This window comes from Pedobacter nototheniae (genome assembly GCF_032678625.1).
GTDB lineage: Bacteria > Bacteroidota > Bacteroidia > Sphingobacteriales > Sphingobacteriaceae > Pedobacter > Pedobacter nototheniae_A.
On record NZ_JAVTSO010000005.1, the window covers coordinates 71,510 to 92,294 of the forward strand.

Genomic DNA, 20,785 nt, shown 5'->3' on the forward strand with positions numbered 1-20,785 from the left:
GTGTTTAAAAATCGACGAGTTTAGATAATGGGCCAATTGCGGCCAGGATTGCTTCTTGTTCTTTTTCTGTACAAACTTCTGCAATGGCTTTGCTAAGCCATTCATCGCGCTCATTTCTAACCTGCCGGATAATTTCTTTTCCAGTTTCAGAGATCGAAATGTATACTTTACGCTTGTCAGTTTCTGAAGGCGTTCTTTCAATTAAATTCAATCCATCCAGGTGCTTTAATACGGCGCCCATAGATTGTGGTGTTATTTTTTCAATTACCGCAAGTTCAGCAGAAAGAAATTGCTGGTTTTCAAGTAAAACCAGAACAGAGCGTTCGGTTTGCGAAAGCACCGTATTAACAGGAGATAGTTTTCGCATTTTTCTAACCAGTCTTGTTAAAACCGGTCGCAACTGTGCCGCAATTTTATGGCTGTGTTTCAAATCCATTTTAGTAAGTAAATCTTATAAGTTTACCTTACAAATATACGGCTTCAATTTATATTTTAAACAGGAATTAAATAATTTACATTCACCTGTTAAATTGCAGGTAAGATGAGCTTCATAACAAAATAAATTGAGCTTTTTAACAAAGCTTTGCGTGCTGAAACAAACTAATTTTGAGGGTATAAAAAAATAGAAATCATGAAAAAAGTTTGGTTTATAACAGGCAGTTCCCGAGGATTGGGACGTAGTTTAACAAAAGCGGTATTGGCAAAAGGAGATCAGGTAGTGGCTACAGCAAGGAACATTGAGGCATTAAACGACTTAAAAGAAGAATTTGAGGATCAGATTTTTCCGGTTAAACTGGATGTAACAAATTATAGCGAAATACATTCGGCAGTAGCATTGGCAATTGAACATTTTGGCAAGATTGATGTTTTGGTTAACAATGCTGGTTTTGGAATTGTTGGTGCAACAGAAGCATTTACTCATGAGCAGGTCCGCAGTCAGCTGGAAACTAATTTATACGCACCAATTGACATTACCAGGGCCGTATTGCCTTTTATGCGGAAACAGAAATCTGGCCGTATTCTCCAGATTAGCTCCGTAGGGGGTAGGGTAGGTAATGCTGGTATAAGCATTTACCAGGCAGCAAAATTTGGATTGAGTGGTTTTAGCGAGGCCTTGGCAAAAGAAGTGGTTGATTTGGGCATTTATGTAACCAGTGTTGAACCTGGTGGCTTTCGTACCGATTGGGCTGGTGATTCTATGACTTATGCTCCATCTGTTGAGGGTTATGAAACAGTAGAACAACGAGCTGAATTTTTTAAAAGCGGAGGTTTTGTTCCTATGGGCGATCCGGATAAAGCTGCAAAGGTGATGCTCAATTTGGTTGAAATCCCTGAGCCACCCATACACCTGGTGCTGGGTAGCGAAGCTGTTGGAATGTTGAAACATGCCGATGAGACCAGGACAGCCGAGATGGAGAAGTGGATGGACGTAAGTTTATCAACCGATCATGATGATGCTCAGGATTTTTTGAATACGGCATTAGGTAAATCTTTTACTAAAAGATAAAAAATTAAAATGCTCCTTTTAAATTAGTGTTTTTTAGCCCCTTAAAAGTATTTAACGATTTGCCCGGATTTTCCGTTAATGACCTGGGTTTTAATTCTTAAATTAGATTAACATGCAGAAAGAGAATAAAAGACCTAATATTTTGTATTCCTGTTATTCGCAAAAAAGTAGTGAGGGCGAACAATTTATACACAACCATTCTTTGGGCCTGGTTATTTCGGGTACCTCAGAAATTTCCATTGGAGATGAAAAATTTGTGTATAGTGATGGCGATTTTCGGTTTTTTAGAAGGAACCAACTGGCTCGATATACGAAATATCCTCCGGCAGGAGGTGAATATAAGTCGGTTAGCATAACAATGGATCAGGATATTTTACGCGCGATAAGTAATGAGTACAATTGGCAGATGGAAAAACCAAATGCCAATATTACTGGCTTGGCGCTTGAACCCAGTGCCTTACTGAAAAACTATATTGATTCTATAAAGCCTTATTTAGATGGGGAAAATGCTTTTAATCAGGCATTGATTGATTTAAAAGTAAAAGAAGCCGTGATTATTCTGCTTCAAATAAAGCCGATTTTAAAAGACGTTCTTTTTGATTTTAGTGAGCCTGGTAAAATAGACCTGGAAGCTTACATGAATGCCAATTATAAATTTAATGTCGATATTAACCGCTTTGCATACCTCACCGGAAGAAGCCTGGCTACTTTTAAAAGAGATTTTGAAAAAATTTATAATACTTCACCAAACCGCTGGCTGCAGCATAAAAGACTCGGCGATGCCTATTACCTGATTAAGGAAAAAGGCTGGAAATCTTCGGAGGTTTACCTCGAGGTCGGTTTTAAAGATTTTTCTCACTTTTCTTTCGCTTTTAAAAAGGCTTATGGCATTGCACCTTCCAGATTGGTTTAGAAAATTTAGATCAAAAATAATTAAACCCGTTTTAGGTTATAAAACGGGTTTAATATTAAATATTGAGAAGCCATTTAAACACCAGATAAAACTTTTTATGCCTGGATCAGGCATGTTTTAGTGATGCCGGAATAAATTTAATAAGACTGATAAACGGCTATAGGTTTATAATAATTTTACCAGCTGTGCAACCACTTTCAATTTGTAAATGAGCCTCCGGTATTTGATCCAATGAATAGGTTTTAAAAATTATTGATTTTAAAATTCCTTGTTCGAGAAAAGAGGCTATTTGATCGATGTGGTGATCGTTAGAATTTACCATCATCGTCAATCCCTTCATGCCCTTTGCAGCAGCTTTTTCTACAACTTCATCGTTTTTTCCTGATGGCATACTTAATATAATTCCACCAGGTTTCATCACTTCCAAAGAGAGGTCTATGTTTTCGCCACCAATGGCGTCTAATACTTTATCAATGCCTGATGTGGCATCAACAAGTTTCTGCGATGTATAATCGATAAAATCGTCAGCACCCAATTCTTTTACAAGGCTGCGGTTTTTTTCAGAGGCCGTTCCGGTTACATGTGCACCAATATGCTTTGCAATTTGTACAGCATAATGTCCAACACCTCCGGCTGCTGAATGGATGAGTATTTTTTCACCTTTTTTAAGCTCCAGCAATTGTAAAGCTTTATATGCGGTTAGTGCCGCTAAAGTTGCAGCTGCAGCTTCTTCGTGATTAATGTTTGAAGGCTTAAAAGCTAAATGTTCGGCAGGCGCAACGGCATACTCCGCATAAGCCTTTCCAAGTCCGGGAAAGTCAATCATCCCAAAAACTTCATCTCCCTTTTTAAATTTTGTTACTTTCGAACCCACCTCGGCTACAACACCCGAAATGTCCCAGCCCAGAATAATTGGATCAACATCTTTATAAAAGCTTGCCCTGCCTTTACCAGCCCTCGTTTTAGCATCAACCGGATTAACACTTATTGATTTTGTTTGCACCAGTACTTCATTTTCTTTAGGTACAGGAACTTCTATATCAGTGGTTACGAAGTTTTCTACACCTCCAAAACCTTTTAAAATAATTGCTTTCATTTTTTTATCATTAAATTATAAGTCAAAATTATACCAATAAAAACAAAATAAACGGTATAATATTTCTATAATTTGGTATTTTTACGTCATGTTAAAAGAAAACCTTTACGAACCCTTTACCATAGTAAGTAAAACCATTGATGACTGCGGTAAAGAAGGTCATCAGCACAATTTCTTTGAGCTTGTTTATATCATTGCCGGTACAGGAAAACAATGTATCAATAAAAATAGTTTTTGTTACCGTACCGGGCACCTGTTTTTAATAACACCTGATGATTGCCATTCGTTTGATATTGAAACCACAACTACATTTTTCTTTCTTCGCTTTAACGATATTTACCTAAAGAACAGTGCATTGTTAACGGAAAATATTAAAAGGCTCGAATTTATTCTTCATAACGCCAACCACCAACCGGGTTGCATTCTTAAAAATCTTGGAGATAAAGCTTTGGTGCAGTCTATAGTGGATGCTATCCTTCAGGAATACACCACAAAAGATTTGTACAATAAAGAACTGGTGCAGCAACTGGTCAACACCCTGATCATTGTTGTAGCCAGGAATATTGCCAAATACCTTCCAGAGCAGGTAAACATGGGTGCTGAAGAAAAAGCAATGGATATTCTGCAATATATCCAAAGCAATATTTATTACCCTGAAAAACTTAAAGCCGAGAAAATTAGTAACCATTTTAATATATCAGGAGCTTACTTCGGTCGGTATTTTAAAAAGCATGCCAGCGAAACGCTGCAGCAATACATAACCAATTATAAAACCAGGTTAATTGAGCATCGTTTGCAGTTTAGTGATAAACGTTTAAATGAAATTGCTGGCGAATTTGGTTTTACAGATGAGAGCCATTTTAATAAATTCTTTAAAAAACAAAAAGGCAACAGCCCTAAAGCTTATCGGAAAATGGTGCGTATATCCTAACCAGGCTTATTGACTTTGATTATATTTGGAAAAAAAATATACAGAAATGATTTCACACCATGTTTTATTCTGGCTAAAAGCCGATACCAATGCTGAACAAAAAAATGCTTTTCGTAATGGCTTGCAAACCTTAGAAAATATCGAAGTAGTTAAAACTTTCCATATCGGAACGCCAGCGCCAATTGAGCGTGCTGTGGTAGATACTACCTATACCTTTAGCCTAGTGTTGTTTTTTGAAGATCTTGCCGCACATGATGTTTATCAGGTACACCCGGTACATAAGGCCTTTTTAGATGAATTTCGCGAATTGTTTGAAAAGGTAATTATTTACGATGCCCAATAAATAATTCATCCTGTAAACATCAGATCTACTTTTTTGATGTTTACAGGATTAGTTAAGCATTTTATTAAACTTTTTTAGGAGGCAAATCAAAAGCAATGGCTTCATGCTCAAAATGACCATTGTGTGCACCATCACAAAAAGGCTTGTTTTTCGAAAGGCCACATCTGCAAATGGAAAGAACTGTTCTTCCTTGTAATCCATATGCATCTCCGTTGCGATCAACGATTTCAAAATCACCTTCGATTTTCACCGATCCGTTATTGTTAATCGTAAGTTTTGTTTTTGACATAAATTTGTTTTGTTAGTAGAGCAAAACTAAAATAATGGATCGGAACAAAGGAATCTCATTTCTATTTAGATACATTCTTCTATTGCAAAGCAAAAACGACTTTCAATACACTCAAAAATTACGCAAAGCGTAAATAAGTATAAGTGGTGTTAATTTATTTTTTAATATATTTATTATGCATGTAATGAATGATTTTTATATCACTTTTTAACCTTATAAATTTAAATATGAAAAAAGTAACAGGTATTGGCGGCGTATTTTTTAAATGTGATAACCCTAAAAATATGAACGAATGGTATACTAAAAACCTTGGATTAGACACAGGTGATTATGGCGCAACCTTTGAATGGCGTGAAGATGATGATCCGTCGAAAAAGGGATCTACATCCTGGTGCACATTTCCCCAAACTTCTGAAAATTTTAAGCCATCAGTTAAGCCATTTATGATTAATTACCGCGTAGAAAATATGGTTGAACTGGTGGAAGAACTAAAGAAAGAAAACGTAACGATAGTGGATGAGATTACGGAGTATGAATACGGCAAATTTATTCATATACTCGATCCGGAAGGAAATATTATTGAGCTTTGGGAACCAAAAGATGATTAGAAAAACTAATCATAGTTAAGCCTGAACGTTCACCGCTTTAGCCGTTATCCTATTTAATAAGAATGGGCAGGCATCAATCTATCCTGCCGGCGTATGTTCGAGTCTTTGGTTGCAGTTAATCAATGATTTGGATTTATTCTTTTAATATAAAAGGAATCGTTGAGGGCGTGATTTAAGAAAAGTAACACACTTTAATAAAATTGATGGTCAATAAAAAAACCACTTGATTTTTCAAGTGGTTTAATTGCTATTGTAGCCCGTAGGGGAATCGAACCCCTGTTTCCAGAATGAAAATCTGGCGTCCTCACCCCTAGACGAACGGGCCATTAAATATTAGAGTGTCTTTCAACTCTTTTGGTAGCGGGGACACGACTCGAACGTGCGACCTTCGGGTTATGAGCCCGACGAGCTACCAACTGCTCCACCCCGCACTCTATACCATTCGTTTTTATCTTTTGTTAAATCCTTAACGCTGTTTCCGAATGGGAATGCAAAGGTAGAATTATTTTTTAAACATGCAAAGATATTAAGTGAAAAAGATAAAGTTTTTTACTGGTTATTAATGAAAGCCTTGATAGCCAGCACAGTTTCTTTTGGTTCACTAATGTGCGGATAATGCCCGGTTGCATTAAGTAGATGTAAAGAATTGAGTGGCATGTTCTCTTTTATATATTCTCCGGTTGAAATAGGAGAAATAACATCCTCCTTGCTTTGAACGGTAAGGCTGGGTACTTTCAAGTCTTTAAGCTGGTTCCTGTAGTCGCAGTTAAAAGTAGTCATTGCAAAAGCCAAAGCAATTTTAGGATCCATGGCCTCAAAACTTTCCTGTAAAAAATCTGCAAGTTCGGGTCTTGATAAATTACCCATAACAGATGGAGGCATGGCTTTAGTCCATCCAATATAATCTTCGGCCATAAAATTGAATAAAGATTCTACTTCCTTTGTTTCAAAGCCTCCAAAATATTCTTTCTCGTTTAGGTATTTGGGTGAAGGGCCAATAAAAATAAGTTTATCGAAAACTTCAGGCATTTGTAAAGCGGCAATCATTCCAATCATACTGCTTACCGAATGGCCGATAAAAATAATATCTGTTAGGTTTAGTGCATTGATAATATCAACCACATCACAGGCGTAACCTTCGAGGGTAGAATACTTGTGGTAATCGTACTGGCTAATGTCCGATTTGCCCGATCCAACGTAATCAAACAGAATAAGTTTATAGTCATCTATAAAAGCATCACTGATAAATTTCCAGCTGCTTTGATCGCAACCAAAACCGTGTGCAAAAAGGATAAACTTAGTGCCTTTACCAATAATATTAACATGATTTCTTTTAAGAATAAAATCAACATCCAAAGAAATGGATTTGTTGCGAGTGGTTTCTGGTTCAGTCATGTCCAAATGTTATTTTGTTGTTGCCTGAAAATTGTTTGGTTACCAATGATGAAAATTGACAATTGCTTTGGTTGGCAAATTAAAATAATATTGTTCGGATTTTGTTTATTCAATTTGTTCATGATTTTTGATTTCAAGATTAAAAAACAGAAGCCAGGAATTTGAATTTATAAACGAAGTTGCGCAGGGTTTTTAAGGATTTAAACAAATGATAAAATAGAAGTTGGTGTTAAACAAACTTGAAATATCGATGCCTGAAATCATTTCCATCCACCACCTAAAGCAGCATACAAACTTACAACAGATTGTAGTTGCTGTAGCCTATCAGTAATGGCATTTTGCTTGGCCGATAAAAGATTTTGCTCAGATGTGAGTACATCGGTATAATTGGTGGTGCTTGTATATTTTAGCAATTCTTTAGTAAACCGAACTGCTTTTTCGAGATTTGCAATCTGTTCTTTTCTTGATAGTGCTTTTTCCTCTACCATTTGATATTGATAAAGGGCGTTAGAAACTTCGTTGCCAGCGGTGAGCAAAGCCTTGCTGTAATTATATTCAGCGGCTTCGTAATTTGCTTTTGCCACTTTTAATCTTTGTTTATTTAAGCCGTTATTAAAAATTGGCTGTGTTAAGCCACCTATTACATTGGCGAAAAAAGCACCTGCATCAAAAAACGACTTTAACTGTGAACCGTATAAACCTGCTTCGCCGGTTATGGTTAAGGCGGGGTAGAAATACGTTTGGGCCACATTAATCTGTTCGAAATAACTGCGGAGCTGTAGTTCAGCTTCCTTTACATCGGGCCGGTTGGCAAGCAGTTGCGCTGGTAAGCCAATGGCCAAGCCGCTGTAAACCTGTTCTTTTAAAAGCGAACTTCGTTTAATTGAGCCTGACGTTCTGCCCAGTAATAAACATAATGCATTTTCTGATTGGCGGATGCTGTTTTTAATGTCGGGCATGGTAGAACGAACGGCAAAATAGTTTGCAGCACTTTGCACCACTGCGGCACCTGTCACTACATCGCTATTTTTCAATTTACGCATGGTGGCGGTATCAGTAGAATAACTTATTAGAGACTGCTGGATAATATTCAATTGCTCATCGTAAGCCAGTAATTGATAATAAGCGCTTGCAATATCTGCTACTAACTGCGTTTGCACGGCTTGTTTATAAGCTTCGCTGGCAAGATAAGATGCATAAGCAGCTCTTTTTGTACTGCTTAATTTGCCCCATATATCTACCTGCCATGAAGAAAGTGCATAAAGCTGATACAATTGTGTATTGGTGCTTTGTCCATCGGCAGGATGGTAGCCTCCGGCTGATGCATTTCCAGACAGTGAGGGAAGAAATGCTTGTTTACTTTGTGCAAAATTAGCCTCTGCAACTTTTAAATTAGCTGTAGCGGTTTTAAGGTCAAGGTTGTTGTTTATGCCTTCGGCAATGAGTTGCTGTAGTAAAGAATCTTTAAAAATCTCCCGCCATGACAGTGTTGCCATGTTGCTGGAATCGGTACGCTTATCTCCATATAAACCATCAGGAATGGCTTGTTTGGTCGCAAATGGTTTAGAAATACTGCAGCCAAATAACATAGCCGAAAGGCTTATAACCAGTACAAAAAGAAGATATTTTTTATTTAAAGACACCATACATTTACAATATCATTTATTTTTATGCTCCACAATCAATTCGTCGTTTTCATCATATTTATTGGTGCCCATTTTTTCTTGCAAACCCTGAAAAAACACATATAATCCTGGTATTACAAAAACACCAAACAGGGTGCCAAACAGCATGCCCCCGATTGAGCCAATACCTATAGACTGGTTGCCGTTGGCACCTACACCAGAAGAAAACATTAAGGGCGTTAAACCAAAAATAAAGGCTAATGAGGTCATCAGGATTGGTCTTATTCTAATTCTGGCACCAGCCAATGCACTTTCTATTAAGTCCATGCCCGCCCGCCTTTTTTCTAAAGCAAACTCGACCATTAAAATGGCATTTTTAGCCAATAAGCCTATTAACATAATCATACATATCTGCACGTAAATATTATTATCCACACCAAATAATTTAGCAAAAACAAATATGCCACTTAAGCCAACCGGTAATGTTAGGAGTACAGCCAAAGGCAGGATATAACTTTCGTACAAAGCGCTTAAAAGCAGGTAAACAAAACAAAGACTGAGTACAAAAACAATGGTTGCCTGCGATCCCGTACTTTGTTCTTCTTTACTTATGCCGCTATATTCAAAACTGTACCCTGGCGGTAAAGAACTTGCGGCAACCTCATTAATTGCCTGTATGGATTGCCCGGTGCTGTAACCATCATTGGGCGAGCCACTGATCGAAATTGCGTTGTACATATTAAAGCGGGCCACCGAAGAAGGGCCGAAGACTTTTTTCATTGTAATGTATTCCGAAATCGGCGACATGGTATTACTGCTGTTGCGTATTTTTATATTGTTCATTTGTTCAATGGTACCCCTGTAAGCTGTATCTGCTTGCAGTATAATCTGGTATTGTTGGCCAAACTCGGTAAAATTACTGACGTACGAACTGCCATAATACACACTCATCAGGTTAAGGATATCTGAAGGCAGTACCCCATTATCTTTGCACTTGGCAACATTTACATCCACTTCATACTGTGGAAAATTAGGATTGAATGCGGTGGCTGCGTACTGGATTTCGCTTCTTTTATTTAATGTAGCAAGAAACTTTTGTGAAACGTTGTAAAATTGACTGATGCTGTGACCGCCCCGGTCTTCAATCTGAAATGTAAAACCGCCGCTGGTGCCAAACCCACTAATAGTAGGCTGTTGCATAAAATTGATAGAAGCACCTTTTATATATTTGGTTTTTTGTATTAACTGCTGTATCACATTTTTATCGGTTACGCCAGGCCGGTTGCTCCAAGGTATAAGGCGCAAAATTAACATGCCGTAAGAACTTCCGCTGCCACCCAATTGATTTTGACCCAAAGTGGTCATTGATGCCTGTATCTGTGGGATGGTGTGTGCAATGCTATCTATTTGTTTATTGATGGCTTGCACTCTTTCTTTGGTGGCCGCTGCGGGCAAGGTAACATTTACATATATCGTTCCCATATCTTCAGCGGGGACAAAACTGGAAGCCACACTTTTGATCATGAAATAAAACAGTCCGCCAAAAAGCAATACCAATAAAGGCGTAAGCCATTTTCTTTTGATGAGAAAGCTTACCCAATTGGTATACTTATTCACCAGTTTATCATAGCCTGAGTTAAAGCCATTTTTGAACTTTTGCAATAAACCTACTTTTGTCTTTTCTTCGGCATGCTTGGGCGGGCGCAAAAACATTGCAGCTAAAGCCGGACTAAGGGTAAGTGCATTTACTGCAGAAATCATAATGGCAATGGCCAGTGTAATGCCAAATTGTTTATAGAAAACGCCTGCAGAACCACCCAGAAATGTTACCGGTAAAAATACGGAAGCCATTACCAGAGTAATGGAAATAATGGCTGGTGCAATTTCGCCCATGGCATCAATAGCTGCTTTGCGCGATGATGTGTAGCCATTTTCGAGTTTGCTGTGCACGGCTTCTACCACAACCACAGCATCATCTACCACAATGCCAATGGCCAGTACCACAGCAAACAAGGTAAGCAGGTTTAAGCTGTACCCAAATATGTATAAAAAGAAAAAGGTTCCTATAATGGCAACCGGTACCGATACGCCGTGAATAATGGTTGACCGTACATCCTGCAGAAAAATAAGAATAACCAAAAATACCAATAGAAAACATTCTACCAGCGTATGCAATACCTTATTAATGCTTTCGCCAAGGAAATTATTAATGTTTACCAATTCTATTGCTTTAACACCCGATGGAAAAGTTTTTCCTGCATCGGCCATTACCTTTTGGGCACCTACAATTACCTGTTGAGCGTTAGAGCCAGGTGTTTGACTAATGGCAATCGCTACTGCGGGTTTGCCATTAATGTTGGTGGCACTGGTGTAGGTTTGGGTGCCAAGCTCGATATTTGCCACATCTTTTAAATAGAGGTATTCGCCATTACCTTTTGATTTAACCACTACATTTTGAAACTGTTCCAGCGAAACCAGCGTGCCGGAATAGGTAATGTCGTATTGAAAAGCCTGGCTTCCGTTGTCGCCCACTTTACCGGGGGCAGCATTAAAGTTTTGTGAGTTTAATGCTGTTGTAATATCAGCAGGTACTAATCCGTATGCAGCCATTTTATCTGGTTGCAACCAGATGCGCATGGCATAAGTCATTGCCCCTCCAAATATACTGGCGCCACCCACTCCATTAGCTCTTTGCAGCTGTGGCACCAGGTTGATGGCCGCATAGTTTTGTAAAAACTTTTGATCGTATTGTTTACCATCGCTATACAATCCAACAATTAAAACATTGCTATTTTGTTGTTTTCTTACCGTTACCCCCGCCTGCGTTACCGCCTGGGGCAACTTAGATAAAACAGTACTAATTCTATTCTGAACATCTACAGCTGCTTCATCCGGGTCTACACCAACCGAAAAATATACACTTATACTGGCCGAGCCAGTATTGCTTGCAGAAGAGGTCATGTAGGCCATTCCCTGTACCCCGTTAATTTGTTGCTCCAGCGGAAATATCACACTGTTAATTAATGTGGTTGTATTTGCGCCCGGGTAAGATGCAGATACCTGGATGGTAGGCGGGGCTATGTCAGGGTATTGAGCTACTGGTAAACTACTTAGGCCTAAAATGCCTAACACTACAATAATTACAGAAATTACCGTACTGAGTACTGGCCTTCTTATAAATAGCTTTAGCATAATTTATGGCTTAGAGGTGGTATTCATGGTGCGGTAAATGCTATCTGCATTAGTAGGCAAGGGTTTTATTACAGTATTGTCGTTAATGTTAAGTCCGTTTAGCAAAACCTTATCTCCGGCTTTTACACCACTGGTTATCACCACAAAATTTCCATCATTGGTGGGCGATGTGGTAACAACGGTGCTCAGTACCTTATTATCATTCCCTACTTTATATACAAAAGATTTATCTTGCAATTGGTATATTGCGGTTTGTGGTACCATCACGGCGCTGTCTACATCTTTTGGTATCCGAACAGTAGCACTCGATCCGCTTTGGATAATGCTCATTTCGTTGCTAAATGTGGCTTTAAAGGTTGCTGTGCCCGTATTGCTATCTACACCGCCGCTGGCTGTTTCGAGTTTTCCTTTTCCTGGATAAACGGTTCCATTTGCCAGTACCAGCGTAACCGCAGGCATATGGCTCAGTTTTTCGGTAATGGTATTGCCATTTACATGCTCCATAAAATTGAGCAGTTGCTTTTCGTTTACTGAAAAATAAGCAAATACATTTTTGGTATTGGCCAGGGTCGTTAGCGGATCTGCAGTGGTGCTGCTTACCAATGCGCCTATTTTATAGGGGATAAGTCCAATAGTGCCATTCTGCGGACTTCGGATAATTGTATAACCCTCATTGGTTTGGGCATTTGTAAGTGTTGCCTTTGCTTGTGATAAAGCAGCCTGTTCTGATTCTAAGGTATACAATGCAGCATTTAGCTGATATTTGCTTACAATTTCCTGCTCTACAAGTGGTTTAACCTTTTCCACATTCATGCGCGCAGTATTTACATTGGCTTCGGCAATTTTTATGGCACCTTTTGCGGTAATTATGTCTTGTTCGTACTGTGGGTTTTTAATACGAAATAACAATTGCCCTTTGGTTACATTAGCACCTTCTTGCACATAGATATCCTGAAGATAGCCCGAAACCATTGGTTTTATATCTACAATATTTTCTCCTTGTATGGTGGTAGGGAAATCGGTGTAAACAATAACTTTTCTTGGGGTTAAGGTTAATACCTGATAACTTTCATCAGGTTTATCTTTAGTTTGTTTGTTTTTTTCGCTACACGAAAATAATGCGAAGGAGAGAAAAAGAATAGAAGCTTTTTTGATCATATCCATGCCTATGTAAAATAGAAAATGCCAAAGAAATTAGACTTACCTAATATAAAAAATCTTATACTCTATTATGCAATAAAAATTGTAAATGTTTTATGTTAATTTATTAGAAATCAATTACAGTGTCAATTTTATTATAAATGATTGTTTAAGAGCAGTAATCGATCTTCGTAGTGCAATTGTTTCAGCCCTTTAATGAATTGATTTTTTGCATTATTACCAATTCTTGAATCCTAAACCTGATAATTTTACCGATTTTTTGAACAATTTTATTTGGTGTTATATAATTTGTTAATCAAACAGTAAGATAATTTTTTGTGAAGTGCTCAAATCAACTAAAAAGTTTTTTTTGCTGTATACTAAGAGAAAATCTGGGTTAAATTACCCCCAGAATAGATCGTTTTTGATCAAATTAAATGTTTTAGAATTAATATAAATGAGAAAACCCTGCAATACATATCGTTTGCAGGGTTTTAATACTTCGATTAGAAGTTAAGTAGCCCGTAGGGGAATCGAACCCCTGTTTCCAGAATGAAAATCTGGCGTCCTCACCCCTAGACGAACGGGCCATTAAATATCAGAGTGTCTTTCAACTCTTTTGGTAGCGGGGACACGACTCGAACGTGCGACCTTCGGGTTATGAGCCCGACGAGCTACCAACTGCTCCACCCCGCACTCTATACCATTCGTTTTTATCTTTTGTTAAATCCTTAACGCTGTTTCCGAATTGGAATGCAAAGATATAATTCGTTTCTTTGTACTGCAAATTTTTTTTAAAAAATATTTTAATGGCGCATAAAGCAGGTTTTGTAAGTATAATAGGTAAGCCAAATGTTGGTAAATCTACCCTTATGAATGTGCTTGTAGGAGAGCGGCTTAGCATCATAACGCCTAAGGCTCAAACCACAAGACATCGCATTTTAGGGATTGTGAATGAAGAAGATTATCAGATTGTTTTTTCTGATACTCCGGGTATAATTAAGCCTAAATACAGCTTGCAAGAGAGTATGATGAGCTTTGTTAATGGATCTTTAACCGATGCAGACGTGCTTTTATTTGTGACTGACATCAATGAACAGCATGATGAGGAGGATGTTTTAGAGAAATTATTAAACCGTGATATTCCGACTATTGTACTTATTAATAAAATAGATAAAGCTTTACAGGAACAGGTAGATGAAAAAATTGCTTATTGGCAGGAGAAATTAAATCCGGTTGCCATTTACGCAATATCTGCACTGCATAAACATAATGTAGACGGCTTACTTGACCAGGTTTTGAGTATGTTGCCCGAACACCCGCCATATTATGATAAAGAAGAGTATACGGATCGCTCAGAGCGTTTCTTTGTTTCTGAAATTATCCGTGAAAAAATATTCCTGAATTATCAGAAAGAAATTCCTTACAGTACTGAAGTAATTGTAAAGAGCTTTAAAGAGGAAGAACTTCGTTCAGGAAAACCAGGCGATTTAATGATTAGAATTACTGCTGAAATCGTAGTAGAGCGCGATTCTCAGAAAAATATCTTAATTGGAACAGCAGGTAAAATGCTTAAAAAAGTAGGTACAGAAGCCAGGCTGGAAATTGAAAAGTTTTTAGGTAATAAAGTATTTCTGGAGATGTTTGTTAAGGTAATTCCTGACTGGAGAAGTAAGAAGAATTACTTAAAAAGCTTTGGTTACGATAATTAAGCGTAAATTTGCAAAAAAAAGAGATGAACGGCTACAACGGTGCCTTCATTATTTAAAAATTAATTAATACACACAGTATAACGTTTCAACACAGCAACGTTCCAACAATACCAATCCATGAGTAATATTATCGCCATTGTAGGCAGGCCGAATGTCGGCAAATCGACCCTTTTTAACAGATTAACCGAAAGCCGTAAAGCTATTGTAGATGATATGAGCGGAGTAACCCGCGATAGGCATTATGGTGTTGGTGAATGGACAGACAGACAATTTACAGTAATTGATACTGGTGGTTATGTAGCCAATTCAGAAGATGTTTACGAAGCTGCAATCCGCGAGCAGGTAATGATTGCTATTGAAGAAGCGAGCGTATTGATTTTTATGGTAGATGTAACAACAGGCATCACCGATTTAGATGATGACATTGCCCAGGTACTTCGCCGTAGTAATAAGCCTGTTTTTGTAACGGCAAATAAAGTTGATAATACAGCCTTACACAGTGAAATCAGTACTTTTTATGGCTTTGGTTTAGGTGAGGTTTTCCCGCTTTCATCGATGACAGGTTCTGGAACCGGTGAGCTTTTGGATGAAGTAATCAAGCACTTCGAAGATATTCCTGAAGAAGAAAATGCTTTGCCTAAAATTACTATTGCCGGTCGTCCTAATGTAGGTAAATCGTCTTTAGTAAATGCTTTAGTTGGTAAAGAACGAAATATCGTAACGGCTAATGCAGGTACAACACGCGATTCGATAAAAATTCATTACAATCAGTTTGGCCATGAGTTTATGCTGATTGATACAGCAGGTTTACGTAAAAAAACCAAGGTTAAAGAAAATCTTGAATTTTACTCGGTTATGCGTACCATTAAGGCCTTGGAAGAAGCGGATGTAGTGGTATTAATGATTGATGCACAGGAAGGTATCGAAAGTCAGGATATTAATATTTTTCACCTCGCAGAAAAAAATAAAAAAGGTATCGTTATTTTGGTTAACAAATGGGATTTGATCGAAAAAAATACGCAAACCATGAAAGCTTTTGAAGAGCAAATTCAGGAACGTATTCGCCCTTTCACTGATGTGCCAATTATCTTTACTTCGGTATTAAACAAACAACGTATTTTTAAAGCAATAGAAGCTGCTTTAGAAGTTTATAAAAATCGTGGTAAGAAAATTCCAACATCGAAGTTAAACGATGTAATGTTACCATTGATTGAGAAATTTCCACCGCCGGCATTAAAAGGTAAGCATATTAAAATTAAGTACATCACTCAAATTAATGCTACCTCGCCAATGTTTGCATTTTTCTGTAATCTCCCGCAATATATTAAAGATCCGTACAAGCGTTTTATAGAAAATAAATTGAGAGAAAATTTTGATTTTTCTGGGTCACCTATTCAGATTTTCTTCAGACAAAAATAAATTTAAGGTTAAAACAAATTATTTAGAAACAGGGTTGCATTTTAGAAAAATGTAATCCTGTTTTTGTTTGTAGTGTATAAATTTTGAGAATAAACTAAATTTTTGGACCCCTAAGGCACCTAAGTGCAGCTAAGTTTTTTAGTTCAAAAAAGAAGAGAGCAAGCGTATCTAAGATGATCTTATATGTCTAAAGGTGGTAAAGGATTATGTGCTTATAAATTTGGGTAATACACTAAATTTTTGGACCACCTAAGACACCTAAGCGCACCTAAGTTTTTTAGTTCAAAAAAGGATTAGCAAGCATATCTAAGATGATCTTATACGTTTAACGTGGTAAGGATTATGTAGTGTATAAATTTTGAGAATAAACTAAATTTTTGGACTACCTAAGACACCTAAGCGCACCTAAGTTTTTTAGTTCAAAAAAGGATTAGCAAGCATATCTAAGATGATCTTATATGTCTAAGGTGGTAAAGGATTATGTGCTTATAAATTTTGGGAATAGACTAAATTTTTGGACCACCTAAGACACCTAAGCGCACCTAAGTTTTTTAGTTCAAAAAAGGATTAGCAAGCATATCTAAGATGATCTTATATGTCTAAGGTGGTAAAGGATTATGTGCTTATAAATTTTGGGAATAAACTAAATTTTTGACTACCTAAGACACCTAAGCGCACCTAGGTTTTTTAGTTCAAAAAAGGATTAGCAAGCATAGGTAAGATGATCTTATATGTTTAAGGTGATAAAGAGTTATAGGGCACACAAATTTGAGGTAGTGATTAGTTGTAACAGGTTAAAGTTATAGTAAAAATACGCTTACCTTTGTCAAATGCAATTAGAGGTTAAAAATAGCCAGACAAGCGATATTGATCTCATTTTCGATTTTTACGATATGGCTATTGCTCATCAGAAGAAGGTGTTTAATAAGCACTGGCAAGGTTTTAGCCGCGCACTGATACAAACTGAGATAGACGAAAATCGTCAATATAAAATGCTGATAGATGGCACTGTGGCTTGTGTATTTGCAGTAACTTTTAACGATCAGCTAATTTGGGGAGATCGGGATCATGATGCCATTTATATTCACAGAATTGTAACCCATCCATCATTTAGAGGTTATTCTTTTGTAAAACAAATCATAAAATGGGCTAAAAAGTATTCAGCAGAAAATGAACTTAAATTTATTCGCATGGATACCTGGGCAGACAATGAAAAACTGCTCGAATATTACACCGGCTGCGGTTTTGATTTTGCAGGTACCGTAAATATGTCGGAATCGGAAGGATTGCCAAAACATTATGAAGGCATTAGCCTAAACCTTTTCGAAATTAAACTTTAGCTTTTTTTCTTTAACAAATCAAGCGTATAATCCAAACTTTCCTTACCATTCCACGCTTCGTGGCCGGTCACTAAATATTTTAAGTCCGGGTATTTTTGCTTGAGTTTACTAATCGATTTTGGCCATGCAGGTAAATCTGCCTCGCCTATATATCCTAAATCTTTAGATTCAACACTTTTTACCAGGCATCCCCCAAAAAGTACTTTGTCTTTTCCAAACCAAATAACCAGGTTGTCTTTTGTATGTCCTGCGCCGGCGTAATAGGTGTTTATTTTATAATTGCCTACCGTAAATGTGGTGTCTTTTGAAAAGGTAAACTGCGCTCTCGGTTCTTTATTCTTTTTTAATATTTGGTCTGTCGCTGTGCTGGTGTATGTTTTAATTCCTTTAGATTTAAAAAATGCTAGGCCGCCTGCACGATCGCCATGTGAATGCGTTGCGATATCCAGTACCACTTTTTGATGGTGTTTGATCCAGATGCTATCTAAAAAGGGCTGAAATTCTGTAGGATCCCATGGAGCATCAATTACCACCACGCCTTTTGGTGTAACTAAATATACTGCATTTGCATCTATTAATGTTCCTTTATAGTTGTTGTAGGTCTTATAGCTGTATAAGTTGCCAGTGATGTGTTTGATTTTTAATTTTGGATTCTGAGCAAAAGCACTGGTGAAAATTATGGCCAATAGAAAGGTAAGCAGGGATTTCATGTCGTTTTTATTTAAGTAGAATTTGCCAGCTTAACATACCGTCAACCTCGCCAATAGGTACAAAGTTATTCTTTTCAAGGATAGAATACGAAGCCACATTAACTTTTGTAGTTGTAGCGAAAATGGATTTTACCGATGGTTGTACTTTGGCCCATTCTATAATTATTTTAACGGCCTCAGTCATAAAACCCTTTCCCCTGTATGCTTCGTAAGTTCCATAACCTATTTGTATTTCGCCGTCCTGATCTGGTTTGCCTACAAAAGAAATATCGCCCACTATAGCGTGTTCCTGTTTGGATATAATGATCCAAAGCGTATCGTATAAGTAATTTTTATCCTCATCGTGGATATTGGGTAAAACACTTTCCTTTAAATCTTTTTGAAGCTGGCGAGAAATGTTTTTTATGGTGGGTTTAAGCTTAAGTTCCTTTTCCAGCGAATGATCATCCCGGATGTATTTTAAAAGCTGATGGTGCTTAAGAGGCTGTAAAATGAGGCGTTCGCTTTCTATCATATTCATTAACCGGTAATCTGTACCCTAAAATACAAATTACCGGCATTTATAGTTCTTTATTTTGGCGATTAATAAACTTTAATTACCTGGCCGCTAATAATGCCTAACACACTTTTTTCAAAAGCTTTAACCACTTTTTCCATCGTTACCGGAATTTCGCCAGGAAAAGAATCGAAGTAAGCAGGAGAATCTTCCACAACGTTTGGACTAATGGCATTAATTCGAACGCCATTTTCCAGTTCAGCTGAGGCAGCATAAACAAAAGAATTTAACCCGCCATTTATGGTGCTCAGGGCTATGCCTGCTGCAACAGGATGATCGGAAAGAATTCCGGATGTTAAACTGAACGAACCACCTTTATTAATGTAATGCTGGCCAATTAATACCAGGTTAATTTGCCCCAGCAGTTTATCTAACAGGCCTTCCCTAAATTTTTCGCCTGTCATTTCTTGTATACCCGCAAAGGGGGCACTTCCTGATGTACTGATGAGTGCATCAAATGCACCTATTTTGTCAAACATTGCTTTAATTGAAGTTTCATTTGTAATGTCTACCTGTACATCACCATGTGTATTGCCTACCCGAACAACTTCATGCTTTTGTGCAAAGGCATCTGAAACTTTTTTGCCAAGTGTACCTGTAGCACCCACTATAATTATTTTCATATCAGAAGATTTTAAATGATTTACTTAAAGTTAAGATTGCTGTAAAACATTAAGGTCATTTAAAAGTTTTAATCTATCCCCAATTAAAAAAGTACGGCCATCTCTGCTTCCAGATCAGCAATAAAAAGATCAATATGTTGGCTGGTAACATTCGGCATACAAATAATGTGCGAACTCCCATTTTCTGCAGCAAGCTGCCATTTTTTGCAAATATCTAAAGAAGGCGTTGGAAAATTAACGGTAATGGCATTCGGATTTCTCCAGGCTGCAATGCCCAGGTTTTTAAGTTTTGCTTCAGTGTATGCGGCAATATTAAGGCTGTGCATGGCTCTTTCTCTTAGCCCTTCTGTTCCCAGCCGTTTAATGGTATGCCATAAAAACAACGGACTGTGTCCGTTCCTTGAACCTGTTATCGTTGTATCTACGCTCCCAATATAGGCAACTGAACGCGCAATCCTGTCGCGGTTAGATTTTTTTGCTATAACAACCCCACAAGGCATAGGGGAGCCGAAAAACTTATGTCCGCTAATGGCAATACTATCCGCGCCATCTTCAAAGTCGAAGGCAGGCCGTGGCTCAATTAAAGCGCTATAAGTTCCCGAAAGGGCTGCATCTGCATGGATATAATAATGTTGTATGGCTAATCTTTTAAGGATGGTTTTAATTTTAGCTACATCATCACGTGCCTCTGTCATGGTGGTGCCAATGTTGGCCATAATAATTACGGGCATGTGCCTGTTCATCCTAATGGTATGCTCTAAATCTTCATAATCAATCTCACCGTTTTCCTGCGTTCTGATTACAATATTTGGCATGTTTAGCAGGTGGAGGTTTTTCTGTACGCTGTAATGTGTAGCTTCAGAATAATAAACCATGCCTTTTGGATGAAGTTCGCGGGCAAGGTATAAACCGTACAAATTACCTTCCGAACCACCGTTGGTTACATAGCCCCACCAATTATCTGCTGGTGCCCTGAATAATTCGGCAAAAAACTGAACAACTTCTTTTTCAAGCTCGCGCGATCCAACACCATAAGTAGAAGTTACAAATGGATCTCCAAGATTATTCATCGGGTATTTTAAAAACGCTGCTAAATCCTGGTAATTAAAATCTTTAGAAACCGGGTAGCCCAAAAACAAGCTGGTTTGTTCCTTGACTTTTTCGAGTAGAGCATTTAATATTTCCTGATTTTCTACAGATAAATTGTTCGTTTCCATATTTGTAATGTTGAATTACAAAGTTATGAAATCGAAATATAATATCTTTTTATTGAGTTAAATTAGAATATTATATTGAATTTAATTCTATTATTAGGTTAATATTTTGTTTTAGCTGCTCTTTTCTCCGTTCTTAAACATAATGTATTGCCAGAATAATGTGGTTTGC

The 20,785-nt window shown here is 37.6% G+C and carries 18 protein-coding genes, 4 tRNA genes and 1 pseudogene; 8 read left to right on the top strand and 15 right to left on the bottom strand.

Translation table 11 applies throughout. The annotated features are described in order from the left end of the window. Window positions 1-4 precede the first annotated feature (4 nt). A complete protein-coding gene (locus R2Q77_RS15170) occupies window positions 5-436 on the bottom strand; it encodes a MarR family winged helix-turn-helix transcriptional regulator (protein WP_316804576.1) in 432 nt (143 codons plus the stop codon). 195 nt (window positions 437-631) lie between these two features. Here R2Q77_RS15170 and R2Q77_RS15175 point away from each other — a divergent pair, with 195 nt between their 5' ends. Together R2Q77_RS15175 and R2Q77_RS15180 are read left to right on the top strand one after the other, a co-directional pair. Next, window positions 632-1,507: an oxidoreductase gene (locus tag R2Q77_RS15175; RefSeq protein ID WP_316804577.1), complete on the top strand. Its 876-nt coding sequence runs from the start codon at window positions 632-634 to the stop codon at window positions 1,505-1,507. 112 nt (window positions 1,508-1,619) lie between these two features. Further along, window positions 1,620-2,420, top strand: a complete 801-nt coding sequence (locus tag R2Q77_RS15180; RefSeq protein WP_316804578.1) for an AraC family transcriptional regulator — start codon at window positions 1,620-1,622, stop codon at window positions 2,418-2,420. Window positions 2,421-2,577: 157 nt separating this feature from the next. On the opposite strand, the gene R2Q77_RS15185 is transcribed toward R2Q77_RS15180, so the two are convergent. Next, entirely contained in the window at window positions 2,578-3,516 is a 939-nt protein-coding gene (locus R2Q77_RS15185; protein ID WP_316804579.1) for an NADP-dependent oxidoreductase, read from the bottom strand. A gap of 88 nt (window positions 3,517-3,604) precedes the next feature. On the opposite strand from R2Q77_RS15185, the gene R2Q77_RS15190 reads away from it, so the two are divergent. Beyond that, a complete protein-coding gene (locus tag R2Q77_RS15190; protein WP_316804580.1) occupies window positions 3,605-4,447 on the top strand; it encodes an AraC family transcriptional regulator in 843 nt (280 codons plus the stop codon). 46 nt (window positions 4,448-4,493) lie between these two features. Next, complete coding sequence (locus R2Q77_RS15195; RefSeq protein WP_316804581.1) at window positions 4,494-4,790, top strand: Dabb family protein; 297 nt, start codon at window positions 4,494-4,496, stop codon at window positions 4,788-4,790. 64 nt (window positions 4,791-4,854) lie between these two features. Here the strand turns inward: R2Q77_RS15195 and R2Q77_RS15200 are convergent, their stop codons facing one another. Next, window positions 4,855-5,079: a CDGSH iron-sulfur domain-containing protein gene (locus tag R2Q77_RS15200; RefSeq protein ID WP_038696638.1), complete on the bottom strand. Its 225-nt coding sequence runs from the start codon at window positions 5,077-5,079 to the stop codon at window positions 4,855-4,857. Between the two features lie 227 nt (window positions 5,080-5,306). Between R2Q77_RS15200 and R2Q77_RS15205 the strand changes: the two genes are divergently transcribed. After that, on the top strand, window positions 5,307-5,687 hold the full coding sequence (locus R2Q77_RS15205) for a VOC family protein (protein ID WP_316804582.1): 381 nt from the start codon (window positions 5,307-5,309) through the stop codon (window positions 5,685-5,687). A gap of 253 nt (window positions 5,688-5,940) precedes the next feature. Here R2Q77_RS15205 and R2Q77_RS15210 read toward each other — a convergent pair. The 8 genes from R2Q77_RS15210 to R2Q77_RS15245 form a co-directional block, all read right to left on the bottom strand. Then, a tRNA-Glu gene (locus R2Q77_RS15210) sits at window positions 5,941-6,012 on the bottom strand. Between the two features lie 30 nt (window positions 6,013-6,042). Further along, window positions 6,043-6,118, bottom strand: a tRNA-Met gene (locus R2Q77_RS15215). A gap of 118 nt (window positions 6,119-6,236) precedes the next feature. Then, a complete protein-coding gene (locus R2Q77_RS15220) occupies window positions 6,237-7,082 on the bottom strand; it encodes an alpha/beta hydrolase (RefSeq protein ID WP_316804583.1) in 846 nt (281 codons plus the stop codon). 260 nt (window positions 7,083-7,342) lie between these two features. Further along, window positions 7,343-8,728, bottom strand: coding sequence for a TolC family protein (locus R2Q77_RS15225; RefSeq protein ID WP_316804584.1), 1,386 nt, complete (start codon window positions 8,726-8,728; stop codon window positions 7,343-7,345). Between the two features lie 12 nt (window positions 8,729-8,740). Continuing rightward, on the bottom strand, window positions 8,741-11,899 hold the full coding sequence (locus R2Q77_RS15230; RefSeq protein WP_316804585.1) for an efflux RND transporter permease subunit: 3,159 nt from the start codon (window positions 11,897-11,899) through the stop codon (window positions 8,741-8,743). 3 nt (window positions 11,900-11,902) lie between these two features. Beyond that, window positions 11,903-13,063: an efflux RND transporter periplasmic adaptor subunit gene (locus tag R2Q77_RS15235; RefSeq protein WP_316804586.1), complete on the bottom strand. Its 1,161-nt coding sequence runs from the start codon at window positions 13,061-13,063 to the stop codon at window positions 11,903-11,905. Window positions 13,064-13,557: 494 nt separating this feature from the next. Continuing rightward, a tRNA-Glu gene (locus tag R2Q77_RS15240) sits at window positions 13,558-13,629 on the bottom strand. Between the two features lie 30 nt (window positions 13,630-13,659). Then, window positions 13,660-13,735 (bottom strand) — tRNA-Met (locus tag R2Q77_RS15245). A gap of 113 nt (window positions 13,736-13,848) precedes the next feature. Between R2Q77_RS15245 and era the strand changes: the two genes are divergently transcribed. The 3 genes from era to R2Q77_RS15260 all read left to right on the top strand — a co-directional run bounded on the left by era (window position 13,849) and on the right by R2Q77_RS15260 (window position 17,510). Continuing rightward, on the top strand, window positions 13,849-14,751 hold the full coding sequence (gene era, locus R2Q77_RS15250; protein ID WP_316804587.1) for a GTPase Era: 903 nt from the start codon (window positions 13,849-13,851) through the stop codon (window positions 14,749-14,751). Between the two features lie 117 nt (window positions 14,752-14,868). Beyond that, the gene (der, locus tag R2Q77_RS15255; protein WP_316804588.1) at window positions 14,869-16,170 is read left to right on the top strand and encodes a ribosome biogenesis GTPase Der; all 1,302 of its coding nucleotides are present in this window, start codon (window positions 14,869-14,871) and stop codon (window positions 16,168-16,170) included. An 830-nt stretch (window positions 16,171-17,000) separates the two neighbouring features. Beyond that, complete coding sequence (locus R2Q77_RS15260) at window positions 17,001-17,510, top strand: GNAT family N-acetyltransferase (RefSeq protein WP_316804589.1); 510 nt, start codon at window positions 17,001-17,003, stop codon at window positions 17,508-17,510. Here R2Q77_RS15260 and blaB1PEDO read toward each other — a convergent pair. From blaB1PEDO to R2Q77_RS15280, 4 genes and pseudogenes are all read right to left on the bottom strand, one after another. Beyond that, window positions 17,507-18,220: a PEDO-3 family subclass B1 metallo-beta-lactamase gene (gene blaB1PEDO, locus R2Q77_RS15265; RefSeq protein ID WP_316804590.1), complete on the bottom strand. Its 714-nt coding sequence runs from the start codon at window positions 18,218-18,220 to the stop codon at window positions 17,507-17,509. The genes R2Q77_RS15260 and blaB1PEDO overlap by 4 nt on opposite strands. A 7-nt stretch (window positions 18,221-18,227) precedes the next feature. Continuing rightward, the gene (locus R2Q77_RS15270) at window positions 18,228-18,740 is read right to left on the bottom strand and encodes a GNAT family N-acetyltransferase (RefSeq protein ID WP_316804591.1); all 513 of its coding nucleotides are present in this window, start codon (window positions 18,738-18,740) and stop codon (window positions 18,228-18,230) included. A 62-nt stretch (window positions 18,741-18,802) separates the two neighbouring features. Continuing rightward, window positions 18,803-19,402 (bottom strand): annotated as a pseudogene (locus R2Q77_RS15275) (short chain dehydrogenase); the annotation flags it as partial. 80 nt (window positions 19,403-19,482) lie between these two features. Next, complete coding sequence (locus R2Q77_RS15280; protein ID WP_316804592.1) at window positions 19,483-20,616, bottom strand: histidine decarboxylase; 1,134 nt, start codon at window positions 20,614-20,616, stop codon at window positions 19,483-19,485. Window positions 20,617-20,785: the final 169 nt, after the last annotated feature.